Origin of the sequence: Desulforhopalus sp., from assembly GCA_030247675.1 — a bacterium.
GTDB lineage: Bacteria > Desulfobacterota > Desulfobulbia > Desulfobulbales > Desulfocapsaceae > Desulforhopalus_A.
Genome location: JAOTRX010000003.1, coordinates 106,954 through 132,017 on the forward strand (window position 1 = coordinate 106,954; position 25,064 = coordinate 132,017).

Consider the following 25,064-nt stretch of genomic DNA (forward strand, 5'->3'; position numbering starts at 1 on the left):
TTCTGACGTATACAGGAGTCATGAAAGGAAGTTACTCGCGCAGTGCAAGCAATCTCTCATGGAAGGAAAAAATCAGGGAGGAACATACAATGAAACTCATGAAGAAAATGCAATTAGCAGTAGTGGCCATCGCTTTGACCGGGACAATGATTTTTGAAGCTAAGGCCCAGGATAGGAGCCTTGATGCAATGCTGGTGGGTGCAGGCGGTGGCGCACTGGTCGGCCAGGCCATAGGCCGGGATGCCAAGGCTACCCTTATTGGTACGGCGGTGGGTGGGGCACTTGGCTTAATGGTCGGCAATGAGATGGAGAGAGGTTATGATAGTGGGTACCGCACGACCCAGGCCGCGGTATTTTTCCCTCCGCCACCACCCATCCCGCCATTGGTTTTTTCTTATAACCATCGTGATCATCGGGATGGGTATCGACCACACCATCGGCCGTCCCGGGTTTGCTGGGAGGAGGTCGTGACGGTTGAAAGACGGCATGGACGATACCGGGATGTGACAAGGACTGTTTGCCGTGATGACAGGGACAGAGGGAGGTGGCGAGACCATCATCGTGGCCATTGGCGAGGTGACCGCTACGACAGGCATTCATGGTAAAACAAGCTGAGTTGTGCAGCTAGTCTGCTCAAACGAAACGATGCTCTTTTGGAATAGGCAGTTGTGCAATAATAAACAAATCGTTTGGACAATTTAAAAGCATTCTGGGGCCGTAAAGAAATTTGGAAAAATGGCAGGATTATTTCTTTACGGCCTCTAAATACCATTAAAGCACCAGAGTGATACACAGAGGGCTAGGGATCGGGGCGGGCAGTCAAATCGCGACGATTTCTGGCCTTTTTTACGTGGTACAAGAGTTGAAAAAATAGCTGATCTGGGTATGGTAAAGATGTATCGCGGGGCGATACTCAACCGGAAAGGAAGCTGGGTTGGTGTTATCCCCCTCCAGAAATTGGAGCAATTTTAAGGAGTAGTTGCCGAAGATGCTACACCGAATACTTGCCGATTTGGTCGTGCTGGTGCACCTGTTCTTCATAATCTTCGTTGTGACAGGGGGCTTTGCCGCCTATTTTTGGAGTTGGCGACTGATCCTGCTGCATCTGCCGGCTGCTGTATGGGGGGTATATATCGAATTCTCCGGCAACATCTGCCCGCTGACGCCACTTGAGAATTATCTCCGCCAATTGGCAGGCCAAGAGGGGTATTCGGCCGGCTTTGTTGAGCACTATCTGGTTCCGGTTATTTATCCGGTCGGGTTGACCCGCGAAATCCAGGTTGTCCTAGGTCTGTTCGTTCTTGTTGTGAATCTGGCTGCCTATGCTTTTATCCTCAGAAGGATCAGAACACAGCGCTCTTGAAAGACTAACCAATGGCGGAAGGGACGGCTTTGAAGGGGATGGCGGAGGTGTGGGAGGCAAGGGATGCGGCATAACCGGCAGTGCAGTGCGGCTCCTCTCCGCACTGCACCTTCTCACCGCAAGCTTTCGAATGTTTGCTAACTCTTTTTACGCATTCTCGTCATTGCCAGTTTCAAGCTGGTCTGCATACGGGTGATGGCTTCTGCAAGGGAGCCGATCTCATCCTTTGAATCGACTTCAATTTTTATATCGATCTCGCCACGACTCATACGTTCGGTAGCGTCTATAAGCGTGACGATTGGTTTGGTAATTTGTCTGGCGACCAGTGTCCACACCACAACCGCGATGGTCAAAGAGAGTACGAGAACCACCAGCAAGAGGATGGTACTTCTCATGCCCGCGGCTTCGAGTTTGGTGGTAGAATCAAGGAACTCCTCTTCAGCTGAACCAGCGCCGATCACCCAGTCCCACGGTTCAAAGTAGGTCAGACGAGCCACCTTCATCCGAGTTTGGGTTTCTCCGGGGTTTTTCCAAGGATAGTGGTGTTCGGCAATTTGGCCTGGTTTTAAGGCCTTGGCTTTTTTAATCATCTCTTGAATAAACAAGCTGCCCTTCTCGTCTTTGAGATCATTAATATTCTCGCCATCGCGTTTGCCGTGTTGTGAGATTATGTAGTTACCTTGGCTATCAAGAACCCAGGCGTAGCCGGTCTTACCTACAATAGTGCTCATGATTGACTGCCTGAGACTTGTAACACTTTCCAGCGGAATACCGACGTAAAGCATGCCGACTATTTTATTGGCCGCATCGCGAATTGGTTCATAAGCAGTGATATACCTGGCGTTGACCACGTATGCTTTACCAACAAAGGATTCACCCTTAAGGATCTTGGCGACAACCGGATTTGGGTTTCCGTCCGGTTCGACGGCCGGAATGTAGGTGCCGATGGCGCGAGTGCCGTCTTTCTTGATGACGTTAGTGGCGACGCGGAGCATGTCGCCGGCTGGGTTCATCCTCTGAAAGATCGTACAGGTTGTTGAAACGAGATCGCGAACCCGATCAACAACGAGAACGTTCGCCTTCGGATTGGCTACCTGGCCAAGCCAGGTATTACCAACCTTCATCATCGGCAGGTCAATGGGGGTGGGCGCTAATGAAAATTGGTTAACGGCCTCCCAGCGGACAGTTTTGTCGTCGAAAGTGAAGCCGCCATTGGTGGTCACGACCTCGCGGGCAACGTTCAAGGCACTTTTAATATTCAAATCGTTGACGTCCTGGTGCGATTGTACCAAGCTGTAAACGGATTTTACAATGTGATCAAGGTCGGCGTAGGCCAATTTCTTTGTCTCTGTCAGGGTGTCATCAAGCAGGACTTTGTTTTGGACAAAGGTTATGGAGGCGATAATCAACTGCGGCAAAATCACCAGCAGACACCCCATGATAACCAGCTTGGGCTGAATCTTCATTTTCTTAAACATGGATTTCCGATCCTCTTAAAATGTTTTTGATTATGTACAATGATCAGCCTTTATCTCGAACGGGCTATCACTGCTGGCCGTCCTGTTCCATTGAGTCAGCCACAAAGGTTTGTCTGCTCCGGCCGAGGATATCGGGCTCATGCACATCATCAGCAGGGTGCTGAGACTACGGTAAACAGCCGGTTTGGCAAAGGTCTTGATCTGCCGGAAGGCCTTTTGTCTCGATAAAAAGCCTTTGAGTGCCTTGGAAATTCATATCTTGCTAGAGAAAAATCAATTTCGTAAAGGAACTTTTCCCCGTGTGGAGACCCAACTCTTTTGTCCCTGGAAAATTATCACATTACGGGCTTGAAAAGCAAGGTTTCCGTGCTCAGTTGCCAAAGAACAGTTGGGTGGAGGGTGGTTTTGCCACTGGGCCGCAAAGGGCAGCTTTGACTGCCATTCCAAGTTGTTCCAGAGTAAACGGCTTTTGCAGGAAAATGCTAATCCCGAGGACTTGCATTTCCTTAAACCGCTCAGGTTGCGAGTAACCACTTGTAATGAGGACATTTATTTCAGATAAGGCGGCCATCATCTCCGGGTATGTCTCCAGCCCATCCGGGTCTCCACCGGGCAGGATCATGTCGAGAACGACAAGGTCAACAGGTTGCTCCTCGATTATCCGCAGGGCCTCATTGCCACCGCCTGCGGTATGCACGGTGTATCCAAGTTTTCTCAGCATATTTGCTGCGATATTAAGATGTTCCGGGTCATTGTCAACTATCAGAATGGTCTCTGAGCCGAGATAGTCTTCCAGCACCACGCGCTGTTGTGGGAGTTGGAAATGTTCTTCGGTTGCGGGCAGATAGATGGTCAGCGTAGTACCTTGCCCTTCCTCGCTGTGGATATTCAGATAGCCGTTATGATCCTTGATAGTGGCCCAAATTATTGTCATGCCAAGACCTGTGCCGCTTTTTGCTGTTGTCTTCCGGGTAAAAAATGGTTCGAAGATTTTGGGCAGATCGGCCTGGGGGATGCCTATGCCGGTATCAGTGACCGAAAGGCAAATATATTGACCCGAGGGAATGGGTTCGTAGCCATGGAGGGGTGTAGCGAGAGAGATATTGTCTGTTGAGATGACAATCTTGCCGCCGGCAGGCATCGCCTCCATCCCATTGTGCAACAGATTCATAACGACCTTGGAGAGGTGGACGGCCGAGCCGTTAATGTTCATCAAGTCCCTGTTAAGATCGGTGAGCACCGTGATCTTCGGATATCGCGCTTGAAGCTGTTGGTATTCCGCCGATTCGAGGTAATCCGTAATGATACGGTTCATATTGCTGATCTCGGGAATAAGGACATTTCTCCTCGCCAGGCTCAATAGATCCTGAACAATTGCTGCAGCTTTCTTGCCCGACTTTTGAATAGTGGCTATCTTGCTGTGCAGCGGGTTATCCCGGGGTATTTCGAGGAGCAGCAGATCCGGGTAGCTGACCAGGCCGCTGAGGATGTTGTTCAGATCGGGGGCGATACCGGCCGCCAAGTTGCCGATCACCTCCATCTTTTGTGCCTGGAGGAGTTGCAGTTCGAGTCTCTTTCGGTCGGTAATATCCTTGGCAATTCCCTGGGTGCCAATAAATCCATGGGTGTGAGGAGGATTGCTTTGGTAGAGACCTTCTGTGGAAACACTGAAAAACCGGTAATCTTGCTCGCTTTTCGCGTCAGGCCCATTGAACAGCAGCCGGACCTCTAGATTGTAGGTCGCCCGGTCGCCGGTTCTCCGTTCGTTTATACGAAAGCGAGCCCTTTCTCTATCCTGTGGGGCAATATGGGAAAAGATCGAACTGCCAAGAAAAGTCTCATGTGAATTTGAGTATTTACATATCGCTGGGCTGATAAAGACAATGTTTCCCTGGGCGTCCAGCCGAAAAATAATGTCTGGAATGGTATGGAGAATCGAACGGAGGTTTGATTCACTGGATTGCAGCAGGAGGATCGTCATGTCTGTCTCCGCCATGGCCTGCAGTTGAAAATAGCGAAACTTGAGGGTGATTAACAGCAAACTGTTGATAAAGAGAACGGCGGTAGGCAGGAGCGGTGAAAAGAGCTGCCCTGTTGTTTGAAAAAGTACGTGTGTTGCTCCCCAGCTTGTCACCGCTGCCAGCAAAGAGAAACCAACCGTCAAGAGAGTTGGTGCCTTGGCTGCAAGCATCGCAAGAACCAGACTGAGAATTAGGCTCAGGGCGGCTTCGTAAAAGGGAAAGGTTGGATGACGAACGGTCTGGACCTTGGCAGCCAGACTGCGAATGGCCGCGGCATGGAGATCAAGAAGATTCTCGGTTAAAGAATAGGGGGTCGGATACCCTTGCGCAAGACCGGAAACCGTTGATCCGACTAAAACAATCTTTCCTTGTAAGTTTTTGGAGGATACTTTGTCGCCGAGGATATCCGCCGCGGAAAAATGGGGCGGCCGGATTGACCCTGGTGGTCCGAGAAGGATATTGCCATGGCTGTCCATGGCAATGCGAAGATCCGCAAGATGCAGGCGAGGTTGGAGTTTGTCGTTGAACTCCACGGTGAGGTTCGGCTGGTTATAAAGTTGCAGCAAAACCGCGAGGGCAAAGGAGGGATAGAGCCGGTTATGGTCACCGTAGCGGATCAAGAGGGGTAAGCGGCGCAACACCCCATCGTCGTCTGGTGCCCCGTTGAGAAAGCCGGCGGATGGCGCCGCCTTGGTCAGGGGATGGTAATTGCAGAGGACGCCGGTGGCTTGGTAGAAAACATCATCGGGCATTGATCCTTTGCTTGGTGGTTTGCGGGACACCGCGACATCCGGTATCGGGCAATCAACCGATTTGCCTTTCTCGACCTCACTGAACAAGAACTCGTAACCTAGGACAAAGGGGCCACCGGCAAGACTTCCGGCGAGATAGGCGTCGTGATCGAGGCGCTCCGCTGGAGCCCTTGACGGGTCGGTGAGAGCGATAAAGCCGCCGGAAGATTCTAGTAAATGCGCCGGCGAGGTTCTGTCACGTTCAGGAAAGATCACGTTGATGCCGATACTTACCGCTCCAGACTCTTGTATCCTTTTGAGAAGCTTGGCAAAAAGATCGCGCGGCCAGGGCCATTGACCGTGTTGATTGAGACTCGCTTCGTCTATTACGACGATGACGATGTCAACTTCTCCTGGTGGTGCCTTGGTAGCCTTAACAATCAGGTCCGTTGAGGTGTTGGTGAGATGGCGGATGGTCCTGGTGGGAAAGAGATAGGCTGTTGCCAGGGAAAGTGCCAGGATGGCACCTGTCACGAGCAGTATTCGTTGCAAATCCCATTTTTTCGAGGAGGAGGGACGGGCTGCTGGTGTTGGTAAGGTGTTCACCATTGACTGGAATCCGGGCCAAGGCCTTGCTTAGAATGTTGAGTGGTCTGCCATTACTTAACGACGACCTCAACCCGGCGATTTTTTGGTTCGGAAACATTGTCAGCGGTTTTCACCAGAGGGTTTTCCTCGCCGTGCGATGTGCAGATGATGTTCTCCGGCTGGATCCCTTGTTGTGTCAAAATATCACTGACCGCCTGGGCTCTCTCTTTTGATAGGCGCAAATTGAATTCACGGTCGCCATCCGTGTCGGAATGGCCGATAACACTGATTGCGTGAGAATTGTTCTCGGAAATTGTCTGGAGGATTCGCCGCAGTATCGCTTCTGATTCGGCGGTCAGATTGGTTGAACCCTTTTGGAAATAGAGGAGAAAATGCTCCGGCTGTTTCGGCAGCGTTGCCAGGACAACCGAAAACTGATCGGCGATCTGCTGCTCCGGCATCGTTTCCGTTTTGCCAGGGCTGGATTGCCGCCCGGCTACATGTGTGGCCTGGGCGGCCTGATTCATGGTAACCGATCCGGCGTCGTTGGAGACGGTAAGGTGTCCCACTTGGCCGTCAGGATCGGGTAACAGGACGACGGTAGTTTTTTGCGCACATCCACACAACACGAAGAGGATACTGCCTATGAATACAGCTGTTAAGGATCGATTTATCATGGGATGGCGCCAGAATTGGTTGGGGATCCGAAGGCAAGATCGGTCAGTCGACTTTTACCAGGAATTTGGTTCCCCGTACGCCAAGTGTTGCTTCCGGGGTTTCAAATGTGACATTTTTTGGGGCCAGTTTGGCGATCTGACCGGTAACAAAACAAAAGGTTCCCTTGACAAGGCGAGTAATGAGGGAAAGTTTCTTGTCTACGGGATCAAAAAGGAAATTTGCAATTGCCATCTCGCTGTTCGGCCCAAGGGACACCACTGTGTCGTCCTCAAAGATAATACCCGCCGAGCTTGCCTTGCCGGTCTTGATAGTGTCTCCTTGACCAATCTTCATATTTGCCAGGGCTGGCAGGGTCATTTGGGTGTTAATGAGAAAGACCTCGCCGGATACCGTCTTGATGATGCCTATGGATTCAGAAGCGGCCTGGCAGCTGACGGTACTCAACAGGATGGTGGTAAGAAGGAGGAAAAAGATCCGGCAGATTTTCATGATCGATTACCTTGTCGAGTTGATTTGCTAATTGAGAAATCGTAGCATAAAAGGTGGCAGAAAGGAAAAGAAAAGACATCTTTCGGATTATGTTGGTAAGACCATTGGCAGGCGTAATTTTTCTGGAGGCGCTTATTTGGCCGAAATGCCTTTATTCTAGCTTTTTTTACCATTATTTTTTAAAACACCGGCATAATCTCGTGATCGACTATGAAATTCGGACGAGATGGTTCATATTTTGTCAGGAACAAAATGTATGCCATGGGATTGGTGGCTTTGCCGGTAATGCCGATGAAGCGCCTTAGACCCTGGCTTTTTTACTTTCAGCTATTACTTAACCGGAGGACACAATGGTTTTTCCTATAAATTTACAAGAATACACGCCGCTACAGTTCGATATACGACAAGCAGAGCTGAGTGCAGAACAGCGGCGAATATTAGCTTGCAATATTCAGCTGGTTCGTGACTGCCTGGTATTCTTCACGGCCATGGCCAATGTCAAGGGACTTGGCGGACATACCGGCGGTGCCTTCGATATTGTTCCGGAGGTCTTGATTATCGACGGTTTTATGAAGGGATCGGCATCTCTTCATCCAGTCTATTTTGACGAGGCAGGGCACCGGGTAGCCATCCAGTATGTCATGGCCGTTCTCAATGGGCATAAGAAACCCGAATCCTTGCTTCACTACCGCGAATATGGTCATGGTTTCTACGGTCATCCGGAGCGCGATGAACAACACGGGGTGTTTTTCTCCTCGGGCCGGCTTGGGCACCTGTGGAGTTACGTCAATGGTGTCGCCGAGGCGGACAGGTCGAAGACCGTCATCATGTTCGGCAGCGACGGTTCGCAGATGGAAGGTGACAATGCCGAGGCGGCCCGTTATGCGGTGGCCCGCAAGCTCAAGGTGAAATTGATAATTGATGATAATGATGTCACCATTGCCGGGCATCCCAGCGAGTACATGAAAGGCTACGATGTGGCGCGTACTCTCGCCGGACAGGGACTCACCGTCAATGTCGGTGATGGTGAGGATATCAATGTTCTCTACAGCCGAATCCAGCAGGCACTGGTTGCCGATGGCCCGGTGGCTCTTGTCAACAAGCGGCCGATGGCTGTTGGTGTCCCTGGCATCGAAGGCTCGCCGAAAGGCCATGACGTCATTGCCGTCAATCTGGCGGTTGATTACCTTACCGGTCGCGGCCTGATGGAGGCAGTCGAGATGCTGCAGACCTATGCGGTTAAGAAAACCAAGGTAACCTACCTCGGCAGCACTCCGGAAACCGGCAAGGTACGGGATGATTTTGGCAAAGTGGTCTGTGAAATTCTCGATTCCATGGACAACCCAGCGGCAAAAGTTCTGGTGGTTGACTCCGATCTCGAGGGTTCCTGCGGCCTGCACCATATCCGCAAAAAACATCCGGAGGTGTATGTTCACGGCGGGATAATGGAGCGCAACAACTATTCGGTAGCGGCCGGTTTTGGCTCAGAACCGGGGAGGCAGGGGATCTTCGGGACCTTTGCCGCTTTCCTTGAGATGGTTGTCTCGGAGATAACCATGGCCCGTCTCAATCGCGCCAATGTTCTCGCCCATTTTTCCCATTCCGGAATCGACGACATGGCCGACAACACCTGTCATTTCGGCATTAACAATTTCTTTGCCGACAATGCGGTTGCCGAGAAAGACTGTACTCGCCTGTACTTTCCCGCAGACGCCCTGCAACTGCGGGCAATGCTTAAAAAGGTATTTACTGACGAGGGCCTCCGTTTCATCTTTTCGACACGTTCAGCAACCCCGTATCTCCTTACCGAGGGTGGTGAAAAGATCTTTGGCGAAGGCTATGAATTCCAGCCTGGCAAAGACGAGATCATTCGTGAGGGCAAAGATGGGTATCTCGTCAGTTACGGGGAGATGACCTACCGCTGTCTTGATGCGGTTATGCAGCTGCGCAGCCGTGGCCTTGAGCTGGGGTTGATCAACAAGCCCACCCTCAATGTTGTTGATGAAGAGATCCTTGCCAAAGTGGGAAGAAGCCCTCTGGTGATGGTCGTGGAAAGCCAGAACAGTAAGACCGGGTTGGGTATTCGCTTCGGTACCTGGCTCCTCGAAAGAGGTTTGCACCCGCGGTATGCATATTTGGGAACGAGCAAAATAGGTCAGGGGGGGATTGATGAACAATTGCCTCACCAAGGGCTAGATGTTCAGGATATCATCAAGAAAATTCTCACATCTTCAGTAAGTTGATCAAAAAAGTTGCAAGGAATGTTGGATTCAGGTTACTCTGATTCAGTGATTTTAGCGGTCTCGGCAAGAAGATTGTGGTTGTACAGGTGGTGATCCGGCAGCATTGCTGGGAACAGCTTGTCTGCTTTCAAGGACAGTAACAGAAATTATGGAGACGTAATGGACGGAAAAACAGAATCGCTCGGAATAGTGCAAAGCAGTGCCAGTTCACAATTTACTGGACGCCAGAAGATTCGAGGTAGACTGTTATGGGCGTTTATGTCGCTGATCGCCCTTACCTTTGTGATAATCACCATTGCCTTGATCTCACAGACCCACACGCAGAAAAAGCTTGTCGAGGTGGTGGAGGTGCAAAGCAAGATCGCTCGCTTGGCTCTGGCCACGGAGAACACCCTGCGTGTCATGCAGCGCTATGAAAAGGATTTTCTCCTGAATTATGAAGGGAAAGGTGTTCGTGATGCCAAGGAATTGTATCTGAACCGGTTTGTTATTCTTGGCGGCGAGGCGGCCAGCAACTTGTTCCAGATTCAACAGCTGGTGAAAACGCAGCAGCAGGTTGAGACTGCTCAGAAGGCTACCGACGCCATCAACGCTTATAAAACTGCCTTCGTGGCTACCGCCAACACCCTTGAGCTTCGCTATGAGAAAGAACAAGGAGAATTTGCCAAGTTGCGAAAGAGTCTTGAAAGCATTGGGTCGATGGTTGTTGCCTTGAATTATTCTCCTCTGCAGCATAGCTATTACAATTTTAGTACCGCCGTGCGAGACTTCCTCATTGTCCCTGAAGGGGAATTTGTCGCGGCTGTGCAAGAGGGACGGACCGCAATCGGTCATCTTGTCGAAACATTGGCAATAAACGCCCAGGCTAAAGCAAAATTGTCCGAACAACTCGGGGAGTTCGACAAGCTCTTCCTGGAGATCGGCAATACCAGCGCTGCCATTGCCGCGCAACTGGTCGCCACTCAGGAAGAAGTTAAGAAAGTGGAACCGGCAATCCGATACTTTGTCGATGCTGTCGTCATCAACGAAGCAGGGGCAGTTGATGACGCGGAGAAGACCTTCTCCATGGCATTGCCCGCTGTGTTGGTTGTTGCCCTCATCTCAATTCTCTTGGCACTGTACATGGCAAAGAGGCTGTCGCGAGGCTTGACCGACCAAATGGCTCATATCGTTGAAATTATAGAGGAAATTGATAAAGGAAATTTCGCGGCACGGACCGATCTGGTAAATGATGATGAGCTCGGGCTTATGGCTAACAAACTGAATGGCATGCTCGATAATATTACGGTTTTGATCCAGAGCCAGGAAGAGCGCGAAACCATCCAGGAATCAATTATGAAGCTCCTTGAGGATATTAGTGCCCTGACCGATGGTGATTTTACCGGTCGTGCCGAGGTGACCGAGGATATGACCGGCGCTATTGCCGACTCCTTCAATGCCATGGCTGACCAGTTCTCCGACATCATCAGTAAGGTTAAGGTGGCAACCGAATCGGTTGACACCACATCCGAGCAGGTTGCCCAGCAGACCATGACCCTTGCCCAGAAGAATATGCAGCAGGTGAAGGGGGTTACCGGTGCGGTTGAGGCTATCGAAAGTATGGCCCAATCGATTCGGGAGGTTGCTGCGAATGCCCAGAGGTCAGCGGCGGTTTCCCGTCAATCGCGAGTGAACGCGCAGGAAGGTGCCCAGGCGGTTACTGAGACCACCAAAGCTATGGCGGAACTTCGTGAACAGATCAATGAAACTGCCCGATCAATTAAACGACTTGGTGAGAGCTCTCTGGAGATTGGTAATATCGTACAGATCATCGATGATATCGCCGACAGGACCTCCATTCTTGCCTTGAACGCATCCATCCAGGCGGCCATGGCCGGTGAGGCTGGCCACGGATTCGCGGTAGTTGCCGACGAGGTTCAGCGTCTGGCGGATAGTTCGAGTAACTCAACCAAACAGATCGAGGTGCTGGTTAAGAGTATTCAGAACGAAATTAAAGAGGTTAGTAACCGTATCGACGAAGGTATCAGCAAGGTTGTCCAGGGCTCAAAACTTGCCGATGGAGCCCATGCCAAGCTCCAGGAAATTGAGAAAGTATCCAATGATCTCGCAGAGTTGGTTGAGGCAATCACCGCAGCTACCACAGACCAGGTACGGGCCTCGGAGACCATTTCACAGACCATGAAGGAGGTTGGTGAGATCAGCCGGGAATCATCGCTTTCATCACAAGATACTGCTACATCGATGAATGTCTTGAATAGAACGGCCCGGGATCTCCGTTCGGCGGTTGAGATCTTTAATGTTGGCTAGGGCGCAGGTGGTCTGAAAAGCAACTTTCCAGGCTAAAACTATTAGAATTTCATTCAATCGCTCAGGGGCTTTATGACCGACTCGCGCATCCTTGCTACCGAGACAGAGAGAAATGTTCTGCTGTATTTGAAATCGCAGCAGGTTCTTTCGGGTGATGTTGACGTTTGGGCGAAAGATGGAAGACTGTCTGGAAATCTTCAGATTCGCAAGGGGCAGGTTGTTGCCGCCGCTTGCGAGAAATTGGTTGGAAACGGTGCCCTACTCTCTCTGGCGGCAATTCGAGATGGTGAAATCCAGACCGCAGTGTCTCTTCAACCAGTTGAGCATAATGTCGCACTGAGCCTTTCCCTCGTGGAGCGCTTGCTCAGCAAATTGCCCAGTTTCTCTCAGGCAGATAAGGCTTGCGATGCAGAACAGTGCCTCGAGAAAGCCATTCGTCTCATCCATCAGTTCAGGCGGACAGAGGCCGGTGAGCAACTGGTCGAGGTCCTGCGCAGCAACAGGTTTTACTATCCTGCCTGGCTGTGGCATTCCCGGTTGATGACCCGTGAAGACTATATCAAAAAAGCCTTGACCGAAGCGCGTAAATGGGGCAATTGCGATCCGGCGATTGGGCGGGAGATAGCGAAAATCGAACCTCAGTTAAAGGGCGGGGCTGAGCCGGTGAAGCGTTGCATCTTCTGCTGGTCGTTGATCGGTGCCGGGGAGGTGCGATGCAAGACATGCCAGGGAGTGTTTCGTATCGTCGAGGACGACATGCCGGGGGGGAGCAGCAGTGTTGAATTGACACAGAGTCTGCAGGAATATCATGGCGAATTTCTGAATAATCCGAAAAATACCCGCATTGCCTATTGTTTGTTTCTAGGTCATTATTCTCTTGGCAATATAGATCAAGCGCGGAAGTTTATTAGCAAGGCTTTAGAGGTATCGCCCAAGGAGCCGATATTTACGCGGGCGGCGGCCTTGCTTGATAAAAAAGTACCGCTCCCGGCCGCAACACCACCGCCAGTCGCGGTGACTCCGGTCATTCCGGTGGTTTCTGCCCCCCAGCCGGTAAATCCTCCTGTCGAGACGGTTTCCGGGGCAAGCAAATCCATTCTGGTGGTGGAAGACAGCCCGACCTCCCGAAAGGTCATCAGCATGCTTCTTTGCCGCAAGGGATATACAATCATTGAGGCGAAAAGTGGCGGGGAGGCCCTGCAGAAATGGGAGGAAAAGGTACCGGATCTGGTGTTGCTTGATGTAATGCTTCCCGATATGACCGGGTATGAGGTTTTGGCGAGACTCCGCCAGGACAAAAAATCGGCTGAGATACCGGTAGTTATGCTTACCGGCAAAACTAACCCCTCTGATCGGCTGAAAGGCTTGTATCATGGTTCGAATGAGTATCTGACCAAGCCCTTTGATCCTGCAAAACTTCTGGCTGTTTTGGAGAAATATCTTGAACAGCCGGTGCCGTCACCTTCGCCACGGGAGACATCACCACCACCTCGTCCACAGCAAGCCCAGCGCCCTGCGGCAGCTCCGTCCCCCTCACCACCAAAGCAAAGGGTTGTTGTTAAAATGCCGGCCGCTCAGAAGAAAACTGAGCCGGCAATAAAGGGAGGAGCCGATATTCCTAAAAAGGCTCCAGTCGTAAAGACACCCAGCCCACCGCCGGTTACCTCTGCCGCTCCGGTTGCGGCAAAAGCCACTGGTGGCAAGGCCAATAAGACAGTACTGGTGGTAGAAGACAGTCCCACTTCACGGAAGGTTATTACCATGGTGCTGGCAAAGAGGGGATACACGATCGAGGAGGCGGCAACCGGCGGGGCGGCTTTAAGAAGACTGGAAGGAGAACTTCCCAATTTGATTCTCCTTGATGCGATGCTTCCTGACATGACCGGCTATGATATCCTTTCCCGACTGAAACACGATGGACGATTAAAGGATGTTCCGGTCGTTATGCTGACGGCTAAAAACAATCCTATGGACCGGCAGAAGGGACTACGGGGCGGGTCAGTAGCTTATCTGACTAAACCTTTCGATCCGGAAAAGCTTCTTACTGTAATTGATGAACACATCTGATCAGCAAAACAATGACTCAAAAAGAGAACGTATGCCAAGTTTGCCCGATTTAAAAATTCTTATCGAAGGCATCGATACACAGCTTGCCGAAGTGATGCTTGGCACCGTCTCGTTGAAAGAAATGGCCGCCCCGGATCAGGAAAAAATGCGGAAATACGTCCTTGTTTCGATAGGGGCGTTGCATCTGGCTATCGCTATTGACGACTTGTCCGAGGTTGGCCCCTTACCAAACGTCACCTTTCTCCCCAATCTTCCCTCGTGGATTCACGGAATCGTCAATGTGAGGAGTGAGATAATATCCGTCGTTGATTTCGCTGGTTTTCTTAAGTTGAAGGACCAGGGACCCTGCGAAGGAAGTCGTTTTGTGGTTCTGCAGTATCGAAAGCAAAAAATCGGGGTCAGGCTGGATCGTATAGTCGGCACGGTTAGCCGGTCGGCAGCAGACAATAAACCTATTGACGCTTCAGAGAAAGACCTCTTGGCTACGTCATTGTTTGCCGATGGACTGTTGGTTGAGGACACACTCTATTATATCTTAAATGTGCGGAGATTCTTAACGGCACCAAGCCTCATCGACTATAACCGGGTCGGTTGATTTGAGGAGACAGAATGATATCTGCAATGAAACGTATGTGTGGCAAAACCAACAAAACAATCCTCCCGGGGAGGGGGCGATGAAGATGGTAAAATTACCACGCGCCGAACTCCTAGAACTTTTTCTCCAGGAAGTTGATTCCTATCTCCCGGAAATACGGCAGGGTCTGGCGAGTCTTGAAGTGAACAAGCCGGCGATGGACACCCTGGATGAGCTGCATAGATATTTTCATAATATCAAGGGGGCGGCCGCCCAAGTGCGGTTGACCGGGCTTAGCAAAGGGGCAAGGGTAGTAGAGGTGTTACTGGCCGATTTGGTCGAGGGCGGAAGGCCGGCTACCGCCGAAATCCTTGCAGCCCTTAATCAAACCGTTGACCTGTTAGATGAGTTTATCCACCTTGAAGACCTTGAGCCGGAAGAAGAAATCCTCCATCAGCGGATAGCCGATTTGTTTAGTAAACTCACCGAAGATGATGGTGAAGCCTTGCTAATCGATATGTCAGCCGATAAGCAAAGCGGAGTGGAGGAGGGTCAGGACTGCAATCTGGCGATTCGTTCAGTTTTGCCGCTTTTACAGGAACTGGCCGGATATTTGTCGCAGGACGGAAGCGACGGTGGTGAGCATGACGCCAAGGTCTATGAAAAACTGGCGCAAGCGGCGCTGACTCTGGCGGCTGCAAGCCGATCGGCGGGCTTAGAGCAGCAGTACCAGCTCATGTACGATTTCCACTTGCTGCTGGAGAAATTGCAGGCGGGTGCACTTCGTCAACAGCCAGAAGTCCCTGGATTAATAGTGGATTTTCTACAGTTTCTGGAGGTGGTTTTCACCTCTACAGAGTCTGAAAACAGCACCATTTTGAGCAGGGTTAAGGACCAGTTGCATCGGCTCCATACCCTGCTGGCTATGGCGGAGAAGGCGGAACGGACCGTCCCTGATGCAATGCCCGTGGCCGTTTCTGATGAGGATATCTTTGCTGTGGAGGAACCGGGTGATGAGTCGGTGATGCTCCTTGAAGAGCTCGCTGATTCACTGCTTTCCGAGGATCAGGGTGATCTGGCTGATGTTTCAATTCTTGATTCCGAAGAATCGGAGCGATATGAAGAAGAACCGGAACCAGAAAATGCCCTCTTGACGGAAATCCAGGATGCGCCGGAAGAACCGTTGAGTGAAGAACAGCTGCTCCTTCTTGATATCTTCCGTTCCGAATGTGAAGAACACCTGATTGTCATCAATCATTCGTTGAACATCCTCGAAAACGAGGTGAAAGACACCAGCTCGTTGACCCCTGGTCTGCTGGAGACGATCAGTGTCATGCGTCGAGCCGTGCATACCCTGAAAGGGGCGGCGGCAATGACTGGAATGAATTTGACCGCGCAGAGTGCACATGTCCTTGAAGATATGCTTGACTGGTTGCATGATGACGCCAAAGAGATAAGTCCCGAGGAAATTCAGATAATCGCCAATGGTATCGATACGATAGAGCTTCTAGCTCAATCGGCGCAAACCGGGGAGTCAACCCATCTTCAACGTATTGTAAAAACGATCAATGACTATCTAGCCATACGTAAGGAGGCTGTACCGATTGAGGCCGCAGTATTGGCGGAGCAGGTCGAATCTGTAGGTGATTCTGTTAGCAGCGAGGATATAGTTCCACCTGCCCCTGCTGCGGTCATTCCGGAGCCGGAGATTACCGTTGATCTGCCCGGTGAGTCAGGTATCCTCCGAGTCAAGCTTGATGACCTTGACGAACTGGTGGGCATTGAAGGTGAACTGGTTGTTGCACGTGGTGCCATCGAAAAGATGATGGACGAGTTTCATGACACCCTGTATGAGCTTGAGACCGTAAAAGAAAACCTCCGGAGAAAATCGCAGGAGCTGGAGTCCGGCTTTGAAGGACAGGCCCTTTATGGGTTCAGTCCACAGGCGGGAGAAGAAACCTCAGGCAGTGACTTCTCCGAATTCGACCCGATTGAGCTGGATCGCTATTCCCAGCTCAATCTTATTATCCGGTCGCTGAATGAGATTTCCGTCGACGTCAACTCAATTCATGCCAGCTTGCTGGCAATTGCCGGCGATATCGGCGGCCAGATCAGTAAACAACAGCTGACCATGCGACTCATGCAGGAAAAACTCATGCGCATCCGGATGACGCCGATGTCTTCCCTGTCGCGGATGCTTTTCCGAACGGTTCGTGAGACTGTTAAAAAATTGAACAAGAAGGCAAATCTGGTTATTACCGGCGAAGATGTTTACATGGACCGGTTTGTTTGGGCGAAGATTACCGACCCGCTCATGCATATTTTAAGGAATGCCCTGGATCATGGTATTGAAACCCCGGCAAAACGTGTAGCGACCGGCAAGCCGGAGAGCGGTACTATCCACCTCGAAGCGGATCAGCGCAGCCGATTTGTCCTGCTGAAAATTTCCGATGACGGTGGTGGTATAAACCTTGAGGAGGTCAGGGAAAAAGTCCGGCGAAGCAGATTGGCTCATAATCCGGATACCCTCAGCGAAAAGGAGCTCCTGGAGTTTCTCTTCCATCCGAGCTTTACCACCCGCCAAGATATCAGTACCATATCCGGCCGTGGTATCGGCCTCGATGTTGTAAGGAAAAACATTCAGGATCTACGGGGCTCCGTGCAGATTTTCAATAATCCCGGCTTGGGGGTAACCTTTGAAATTCGTATTCCCTTCTCACTGTCAGTGAACCGGGCGGTAATGGTCTCTGTCGGTGGGCGGATGTTTGCCGTACCTCTTCAGGATATTCAGCAGATAAAGCGATTTAGTCCAGAGCAGTTGGAAGAGGATGGCGGATTGCATCTCCATCTGGGTGATGATTCTGTTCCCGTCGTCAATCTGGGGTTTTACCTGAATCTCGAAAAGTTGCGGACGACGATCCCCAGCGGCCGGGAGGGAATTCTGGCAATACTCTTTGCGAAAGGCGATAAGCAGTTTGCCATCTCCGTCGAAGAGATTGTTGAGCAGCGGGAGATCATCGTCAAGAACCTCGGTAGCCACCTTACTAATGTCTTGGGTATTAGCGGGGTGACGCTCACCGGCTCAGGGGATTTGATTCCTATTATTAACCTCCGGGAGATAGTAGAAAAACGGGTGACGGCTGGGAAGGCGGTGGGAGAGGCAGTGGCTCCTACCGGCCTGCAGGCTCCTCTCAAGGTGTTAATCGTTGACGACTCGATTTCCGTACGGCACAGCGTTGCCAGATTGGTGGAAGGTCAGGGGTGGAAACAGCAGCAGGCGGTCGACGGAATCGATGCCTTAGCCAAACTCGAAACCTACACACCGGATGTAATCGTTCTCGATATTGAAATGCCGAGGATGAATGGTTATGAATTGAAAAGCAATCTCAACAACAAGGAATGGTGTAAGGATATTCCTGTTATAATGCTCACCTCGCGGGCCTCGGAAAAACATCAGCAGAAGGCGCGTGAACTTGGAATACAGCACTATATGACCAAACCCTATCAGGAGGATGTTTTTGTTAGGTTGTTGGCAAGCATTCATAGTGGTTATGTTAATTGATCTATTTTTTGCAGTGAGGCGGAATGGAAACTAAGCTGGAACTTGCAGCAGTCAAAGCAAACGCTCCTCCTCTTGGGGGCTTGGTCCTGTATTGGCTTTTTAGCAGGAATCAGCTGGAGTTTGTACTACAGGATATCGCGGTAGTTCATTCACCGCCTTTGGCAGATATGGCGCAGTATCAGGAGACGATGTTGCCGGTCATCAATCTTGAACGGCATTTTGGTCTGCAGGAACAGGGGACGAGCCGGTCGACGAAATACCTCGTTATTCGGGCGGTAACAGCAGAAAAAACATTGGTCAAGGTCATTGTTCTGGCGCCAAACTCACTGAAGATTCAGGAACTCCGGACAGGATACGCCGGCTCTCGCCCGCTCTCCTTGCCGCGTAACACCAATGATATTCTCGGGAGCTATTCATTGCCCGAAGGCGGTCTGGGCATTGTTCCGGATATTGCCAGCATTTGCAGCCATCTGCGATTGCGAGGGAGTCAGCCTCTCTGATGGGGCTACCTTCCTTAAGGTTTTACTCAATAGAGCCAGCTAATCAGTGGGGGATGCGAGGATGGTGGATGTAAGACATTTTACTCTCCGAGATCGGTGAATTAGGGTATAATCACAGTTGACTGCTGTGAGTTGTTTTTGTAGCACAAAGGGTATAAGTGTCATTTGAGCAGGCGTGCTGCTCGATTCAGTTTTTAATAATGTGGCAAGAGGTAAGAGTATACCTCTCCTTCAAATATGATAAGGAATGATATTATGGCAAACGAACTAATTATGATCGTAGAAGACAGTCCAACCGATAGCAAAATTGCTGAAACCGTGTGCTTGGACAATGGGTACCGTGTGGTCATGGAATCTGAGGGTGACAAGGTCCTGGAGACGGCGATAGCAAAAAAGCCAGATTTAATCCTGCTTGATGTAATTCTGCCCAATAAAAACGGCTTTCAGGTCTGCCGACAGCTAAAAACCAACGAAGCCACCAAACATATCAAGATCATAATTGTCAGTAGCAAAGACCAGCCGAGTGACAAATTCTGGGGCAAGAAGCAAGGTGCTGACGACTATGTTACCAAGCCCTACGATGAAATCGATCTTCTTGACGCCATTGCCAATAATCTCCCATGACGGCTGCGGTGAAAGGAGAAGCTGATGCCACCGGTTGACACCCTGCTGGTGTTTTTTACGGCCTCGATTCTTCTCGCTCTGACTCCGGGGCCGGACAACCTTTTTGTCTTGGCCCAGGCGGCTCAGCATGGCAGAGTAGCCGGCATCGCGGTGACCATCGGTCTCTGTACCGGTTTGCTGGTCCATACTGCGGCTGTGGCTCTCGGCGTGGCGGCGGTTTTCCAGGCCTCAGCGCTGGCCTTTGCGACCCTCAAATACCTCGGTGCGGCATATTTACTCTATTTGGCCTGGCAATCGTTACGTGCCGGGGCCAGTGGCAATGGTACGCAACAGACCAAGGAGCTGAGCTTTTCAGGGCTGTACGGAAGGGGTATCATCATGAATATCACCAACCCGAAAGTCTCGCTGTTTTTTCTGGCCTTCCTTCCGCAATTCACCGATCCGAGCCAAGGGCCACTGCTACCGCAGATCCTCCTCCTCGGCGGGATTTTTATCATCTCAACCATCCTTATCTTCGGCGGTATCAGCCTTTTAGCCGGGGGGATAGGTGGTTTCTTGCGAAAATCCGCCAAGGCGCAGATTTTCCTCAATCGTCTTGCCGCCGGAGTCTTTGTCGCCTTAGCGGTGAAATTGGCAATGGCCAGGCGATAGTCCTCTTTTTATTGCATTCTGTAAGTTATGTCTTCAGAGAATCGTACGGTAAAACCGGGACGGAAGATTGGCGTCGTCTTGACCGAAACCGGCGAGGCCCTGGTGCCATCGGCAGATTGGGAGCTCCTTCCGCCTGGGGATGGTGTTCTTACCAGATTGGTCAAGTCAAAGGGACCAAGCTGGCAGGTACAGGTTAAGGTCGGCAGACGGACCATGTCGCGGGGGATCTGGGCGAGCAAGGCGAACATTCAAGCCGCTATAGAAGAACTTGCCGCCAAGCGAGCAGCACCCGGCTATGACCTGAGGCGACAGCGAGAAAAGGCCGCAAAGGAAAAGAAGCACCTTGCCTATGTTGGTGAATTCTACCGGCAGGTTGTCGAGTATCTCGACTTTCACCCACGTTATGCCGATTTTGCGGATCGATTGGCGGAAATGGTCACAAGCCGAGCAACCCCGGTCGGTAGTGGCACCGTCGCCAGGACGGAAAGGATCCCGGTGGCGGACAGGGCCAAGGCGGCGGTGGTTGCCTGGCTCCGCCATCAGGCCACCGATTATGACCGTATGACCATTGCCCGGGTGAAAGGTCGCCGCCGTGAGGTGCGCCGGGAGTTGGCAGGAAAATCTCTGCAACTCCTGGTCCCCTACCGACGGGGTGAGGACATCCCTTCGGCCTGCCCTCTTCGCCGAGTGCTTAGCTCCTGCGGTGACGTTGGAATTCCGCAGCAAAGGGACACTATGGGTGGCAACTCAGGGACCGATGCGAAATAACTCCCGCCCTCTTTTTGTGTTACGGATCCTAGCTGTCCAGTTTTGGTCCGGAGCCTGACCGGGTGATCTTTTGATGTTTTGGCTGGCGTTTTTGCATAAAGAAAAACGCCAGAAGGCCAAAGAGAAGCAAGCCGGTTGCCAGGCCGCCAATGAACATGAGCCAACCATTGCCGGACGGTTCCGGCGGTTTCTCTTTTTCCTCCGGTTGTTCTGTTTGGGAAGCGACTGGTGTTTGGGACTCGATTTTTTTCGGCACCATCGCTGGCCTAGCGGCAGCGGCTACCGTCGCTCCCGGTTTTGGCGGAAGCAGAGCAAAACCCTTGGCGAGCAGCTCGGTTGTTTTGGCATCCCGGACCTTGCGGTCCTTGCTGCCCATAACCAGGGCGATAACCCGAACCCCACCTCTTTTAGCAGTGGCGGCGATGGAAAAGCCGGCCGCTTCGAAATAGCCGGTTTTAAGGCCATCGCAGCCATCTACCGCGCCGAGAAGATGGTTATGGTTGCGCATTATAAATTTGTCGTCGCGGAAGGGTCGTTCCTTTGTCCCGGTATATTTAAGAACATCAGGCCGTTTGACCAGTTCTCGGCATAAAAGAGCGAAGTCGGCGGCGGTCGTTTGGTCGGCCTTTTGCCCCTCTCCAGGAGGCAGGCCATGCACCGAATGGAAGCGAGTGGATTTCATGCCGAGTTCCTGGGCCTGCTGATTCATCAGGGCTACGAACTGTTCCTTTGATCCGGCAACATGGATCGCCAGGGCTACCGCCGCATCGTTGGCTGACTGCACGGCCAGGGCATAGAGAAGTTCTTCCAGAGGAAACTGTTCTTTTGGATCAAGATACACCTGGGAGCCACCGATCTTTGCCGCTTCTTTGGTGATCTGTACCATATCACTTAATTTTACCTTCCCCTGCTCGACCTGTTTGAGGATGACCAGGAGATTCATGAGCTTGAGGACGGAGGCGGGGTAGACCACCGCGTCAGGCTGGTCGGCAAACAGCACCTTGCCGGTGTCGGCATCGATAACCAGAGCAGACAGATACGGATCCTTGGCGATAGATTGTACCTTGGCCCGTGCAGCCCAAGATGGCTGGCTAAACAGGAGAGAGACGAGAATAATCAAAACAATACGTTTCATAATGCACCTGATGCGGCCGATGTCCGTGGCATAGTGACAAAATGGATTTTCCCGGGCGGTAAAGTACGGTAACAACACGCCGTCCATCTCTGCCGAAATGCCAATACTCATGCCCTGCCTTGTGCGGCATGAGGTCTCATGGTACCCATTTCAGGTGCCTGGAGCAAGGACTTTCTGGCCGAAAAAATCCCCATCAAAGTGTCAGGAATACGCTCAATTTTCGCTGCCAAAGGGCGAATATTTACAGCGCCCGCATCCGTTCGTCGAGCTCCTGCAAGGTAAAGGAGTATACCTGGGTACCATTGCATTCGACAGCGAAAGAGGCACAGGCACTGCCTCTCAGGGCGCTGGTTTGCAGATCGTAACCATTTACCAAACCGCTCAGCAGACCGCCGCGATAGGCGTCGCCGGCTCCGGTCGGATCGATGACCTGCCGTGCCTTGAAGGCCGGGATGGCAAGGGTCTCGGAATGGCTATGGATTCGCGAACCGGCACCGCCCAGGGTGACGATGGTGGTTTTCGCTAGAGCCAGGAGATCACCGTTGGCGAGACCGGTCTTGTCCTGGATGAGGTTGAATTCATAGTCATTGACGATGAGAAGGGAACAGCCGCTTATTACCTCAACAAGGTCTTTCGCCTGCAGCATGGGAAGGGCCTGGCCGGGATCAAAAACGTATTCAATTCCGGCCTTTTTGCAAAGCCGGGGATAGTTGACCATGTCGTCTAAATTGCCTGGGGAAATGAGGAGAAGGGTGGTATCCGGGTCAAGGGCTGCGATATCGAGACCTGAGGAATACTTCATTGCCCCTGGATTGAAGCCGGTAATCTGATTGTTGGCCATATCGGTGGTGATATAGGCTCCGGCGGTAAGTTCCTCGGGGATGACCTTGATCCCGTCACTGGAAATTCCATTTTTTGCAAGCCATTCCAGATATTTGTGGTGGTCACTGCCGATGGTGGCGGAGATGGCGGGGTCTTCGCCCATCAGTTTCAGGGCGTAGGCGATATTACCGGCGGTGCCCCCGTAGTTTTCGGTGACGCCATTTACCTGAAAACAGACGTTCAGGCTATGGATCTTGTCGGGGAGAATGTGATCGGAGAACCGGTCGGAAAAGTTCATGATGCGATCATAGGCCAGGGAACCGGAGACAATTATTTTTTTCATAGCGTAATCCTGAGAGTAAAATAAAGGGGTTAAGGGAAAGGAGCTGCCGTTGAAAGCACAGATACCGAATCGTTGTGGAGTGGGCCACGTATTCTTCGGGATCGTTGCTATGCCTTTGGCTCAGCGGCGACAAGACCTTCCGAAGGTGGAGAATGATTTGCTATAAAAACCGCGGCGAGGACGATGGCGCCGCCGGCCAGCTGGACGAGTGTCAGTGTTTCACCGAGCAACAGCCATGCGGCTCCGGCGGTGACCAGAGGGATGCCGTTGATACAGGCGGCTGCCTGGGCCGCGGGAATCTTGCTCAGTGCGTAATTATAGCAAAGAAACGCACCGATTGTTGCAAAAAGCGTCAGAGCGGCGAGGGCGGCCAGGGATTCGCCGGATACCTTGTCCCAGCTGAGTCCGGGAAGTTCGAAGAGAAAGGCCGGAAAGAACAGCACGGCGCCGAAGATAATCTGCATTCCGGTTATCTGCAGTGACGACAGGGTGTTGCTCAGGCGGCGGATGAGAATCATATAGACCGACGCCGCAAGGACGGCGCCGAGAATCAGTAGGTCGCCGATCAGCATGCCGTCCAGTTGGGATTGTCCCACGCTGCCAAAAACCAGGAGGACGACACCAGCCAGGGAACATATGATGCCGAGAATATTGATCAAACCCACCCGTTCCCGGAGCAGCAGGGTCGAGAGGATAAGGACGGCTATGGGGATGGTGGCAATAATCAGGGCAGTCTTGGTGGCGGAGGTATATTGCAGACCGAGGGTCTCGAAGGTAAAATACAGGCCGGGCTGCATAATGGCCAGGAAAATCAGTGATTTGATATTAGTACGGGAGAACCGCGGGAAACCGTTACGCCAAAGGAGAGCTGCGAAAAAGAGCGCGGCGACGGAAAAACGGAAGAAGATAAGACAAAAGGGGCTGAAACTCTGCAGGGCAATCTTGGTCGCGACAAAGGACAGTCCCCAGAATAACACTGCCATTGCCAAGGCTGCATAGGTAAGAATGGAATTTTGGTCTTTCATCGCTGCGCGGTTTTGTGAACGTGGAAAGCCTTGTCGAGCCTGATGGATCAACAGGTGTTTATGGCGAGATGAGACCATACTGCATCCGCGGGGAAAAATCTCGCCGGACTTGCGCGAGGGAGAGGAAAAAGCGGGGAGATTTGGCCTTCCTTCAGGCAATCAAGCGTATGCCGGTGGCGTGTGATTTCTCCGAGAGTTCCTTAAGATGGGCCCTTTGGACGGTGGCGACGATTGATTCGATAACCGTGGCCTGGATCTTTGTCTGGATATCGAATTCGACCCCACAGAGGTACTCTATCCCAGAGCGCTTACGGATCTTCGAGAGATGCCTGATGTTGCCGTCGATCCGCACCAGCAGTTCATCTTCCAGGTAGAGTTTCATCGAATAAGCGGTGTTGACCTTGAAGCGCCTTTGTTCGTATTTACTTGCAGCAAAAGAAATACCCCGGATACTGACGCTCACCGGCCGGGTTTCCACCTCGGGTGAGTCTTCGTCGACCTCAATGGCAAGTATGAGATCCAGGGAGTCGGGAACCTTGGCACGATATTCCCGGGCTTCCCGGACTATTCTCGCAAGGCTCGGAAAGGCCAGGAGGAGGACGGGGATATCGTGCACCTTGGCAAGATCGACAAAGGATGTTGCAAACTCAATGGCCAGGGTGTTGGTGAACATCCGCAACACAATGGCCGTTGAGAGGCGAAGGTGCAGATTGCCGAGCCCGGGTTCAAGCGGCAGGGTGACGATATGCTCCATGGCGGCGATGAATGCCCCTTCCGCCGGCTTGGGCTTCTCTCCGGCATCAAGTTCTCTGTCTTCTTCAACTTCATCCACGGCTTCTTCTCCTTCCTCCTCATCGAGAGGAATGGGAATACCGTCCTTCAGCCGCGAAAAGTAGACCATCGGACGGCCGTCGAGCTGTACTTCGAGAACTTTTTCATCAAAAAGGGCTGTTTGCAGATAGGGCAGGATGGTCTCTTTACTGGTGAGAATGTCGCCATTTGCCAGATCCTCTTCAATGGTCTTGGCGGAAAACAGCTCCCCAGGGAATAATTGCTGCAATTTCCGTTTTATATCGTCAATCATCTGGTTGGACT

General features: G+C 51.8%; 19 protein-coding genes. 11 read left to right on the forward strand and 8 right to left on the reverse strand.

Annotated features, from left to right (window positions below; genetic code table 11):
• The first annotated feature begins 89 nt into the window (after positions 1-89).
• Positions 90-605, forward strand: a complete 516-nt coding sequence (locus OEL83_07755) for a glycine zipper 2TM domain-containing protein (GenBank protein MDK9706932.1) — start codon at positions 90-92, stop codon at positions 603-605.
• Between the two features lie 383 nt (positions 606-988).
• A complete protein-coding gene (locus OEL83_07760; GenBank protein MDK9706933.1) occupies positions 989-1,363 on the forward strand; it encodes a DUF2784 domain-containing protein in 375 nt (124 codons plus the stop codon).
• A gap of 137 nt (positions 1,364-1,500) precedes the next feature.
• Here the strand turns inward: OEL83_07760 and OEL83_07765 are convergent, their stop codons facing one another.
• The 4 genes from OEL83_07765 to OEL83_07780 all read right to left on the reverse strand — a co-directional run bounded on the left by OEL83_07765 (position 1,501) and on the right by OEL83_07780 (position 7,348).
• The gene (locus tag OEL83_07765) at positions 1,501-2,841 is read right to left on the reverse strand and encodes a Cache 3/Cache 2 fusion domain-containing protein (protein ID MDK9706934.1); all 1,341 of its coding nucleotides are present in this window, start codon (positions 2,839-2,841) and stop codon (positions 1,501-1,503) included.
• A gap of 370 nt (positions 2,842-3,211) precedes the next feature.
• Entirely contained in the window at positions 3,212-6,202 is a 2,991-nt protein-coding gene (locus OEL83_07770) for a CHASE2 domain-containing protein (GenBank protein MDK9706935.1), read from the reverse strand.
• A gap of 50 nt (positions 6,203-6,252) precedes the next feature.
• The gene (locus tag OEL83_07775) at positions 6,253-6,858 is read right to left on the reverse strand and encodes an OmpA family protein (GenBank protein MDK9706936.1); all 606 of its coding nucleotides are present in this window, start codon (positions 6,856-6,858) and stop codon (positions 6,253-6,255) included.
• 43 nt (positions 6,859-6,901) lie between these two features.
• Positions 6,902-7,348 carry a FecR family protein gene (locus OEL83_07780; GenBank protein ID MDK9706937.1) on the reverse strand — a complete coding sequence of 149 codons (447 nt, stop codon included), beginning with the start codon at positions 7,346-7,348 and terminating at the stop codon, positions 6,902-6,904.
• A gap of 350 nt (positions 7,349-7,698) precedes the next feature.
• Here OEL83_07780 and OEL83_07785 point away from each other — a divergent pair, with 350 nt between their 5' ends.
• The 9 genes from OEL83_07785 to OEL83_07825 all read left to right on the forward strand — a co-directional run bounded on the left by OEL83_07785 (position 7,699) and on the right by OEL83_07825 (position 20,644).
• Positions 7,699-9,591, forward strand: coding sequence for a transketolase (locus OEL83_07785; GenBank protein MDK9706938.1), 1,893 nt, complete (start codon positions 7,699-7,701; stop codon positions 9,589-9,591).
• A 159-nt stretch (positions 9,592-9,750) separates the two neighbouring features.
• Complete coding sequence (locus tag OEL83_07790) at positions 9,751-11,898, forward strand: methyl-accepting chemotaxis protein (GenBank protein ID MDK9706939.1); 2,148 nt, start codon at positions 9,751-9,753, stop codon at positions 11,896-11,898.
• Positions 11,899-11,970: 72 nt separating this feature from the next.
• Positions 11,971-13,965 carry a response regulator gene (locus OEL83_07795; protein ID MDK9706940.1) on the forward strand — a complete coding sequence of 665 codons (1,995 nt, stop codon included), beginning with the start codon at positions 11,971-11,973 and terminating at the stop codon, positions 13,963-13,965.
• A 31-nt stretch (positions 13,966-13,996) separates the two neighbouring features.
• A complete protein-coding gene (locus OEL83_07800) occupies positions 13,997-14,560 on the forward strand; it encodes a chemotaxis protein CheW (protein ID MDK9706941.1) in 564 nt (187 codons plus the stop codon).
• 79 nt (positions 14,561-14,639) lie between these two features.
• The gene (locus OEL83_07805; protein ID MDK9706942.1) at positions 14,640-18,101 is read left to right on the forward strand and encodes an Hpt domain-containing protein; all 3,462 of its coding nucleotides are present in this window, start codon (positions 14,640-14,642) and stop codon (positions 18,099-18,101) included.
• 23 nt (positions 18,102-18,124) lie between these two features.
• A complete protein-coding gene (locus OEL83_07810; GenBank protein MDK9706943.1) occupies positions 18,125-18,601 on the forward strand; it encodes a hypothetical protein in 477 nt (158 codons plus the stop codon).
• A gap of 255 nt (positions 18,602-18,856) precedes the next feature.
• Entirely contained in the window at positions 18,857-19,225 is a 369-nt protein-coding gene (locus OEL83_07815) for a response regulator (GenBank protein ID MDK9706944.1), read from the forward strand.
• A 24-nt stretch (positions 19,226-19,249) separates the two neighbouring features.
• Positions 19,250-19,876: a LysE family translocator gene (locus OEL83_07820; GenBank protein ID MDK9706945.1), complete on the forward strand. Its 627-nt coding sequence runs from the start codon at positions 19,250-19,252 to the stop codon at positions 19,874-19,876.
• 27 nt (positions 19,877-19,903) lie between these two features.
• Entirely contained in the window at positions 19,904-20,644 is a 741-nt protein-coding gene (locus OEL83_07825; protein MDK9706946.1) for a DUF2293 domain-containing protein, read from the forward strand.
• A gap of 28 nt (positions 20,645-20,672) precedes the next feature.
• On the opposite strand, the gene OEL83_07830 is transcribed toward OEL83_07825, so the two are convergent.
• From OEL83_07830 to OEL83_07845, 4 genes are all read right to left on the reverse strand, one after another.
• On the reverse strand, positions 20,673-21,890 hold the full coding sequence (locus OEL83_07830) for a D-alanyl-D-alanine carboxypeptidase (GenBank protein ID MDK9706947.1): 1,218 nt from the start codon (positions 21,888-21,890) through the stop codon (positions 20,673-20,675).
• A gap of 130 nt (positions 21,891-22,020) precedes the next feature.
• Positions 22,021-22,944 carry a carbohydrate kinase family protein gene (locus OEL83_07835; GenBank protein ID MDK9706948.1) on the reverse strand — a complete coding sequence of 308 codons (924 nt, stop codon included), beginning with the start codon at positions 22,942-22,944 and terminating at the stop codon, positions 22,021-22,023.
• A gap of 107 nt (positions 22,945-23,051) precedes the next feature.
• Complete coding sequence (locus OEL83_07840) at positions 23,052-23,969, reverse strand: DMT family transporter (protein ID MDK9706949.1); 918 nt, start codon at positions 23,967-23,969, stop codon at positions 23,052-23,054.
• A 151-nt stretch (positions 23,970-24,120) separates the two neighbouring features.
• Complete coding sequence (locus OEL83_07845; protein ID MDK9706950.1) at positions 24,121-25,053, reverse strand: hypothetical protein; 933 nt, start codon at positions 25,051-25,053, stop codon at positions 24,121-24,123.
• Positions 25,054-25,064 lie beyond the last annotated feature (11 nt).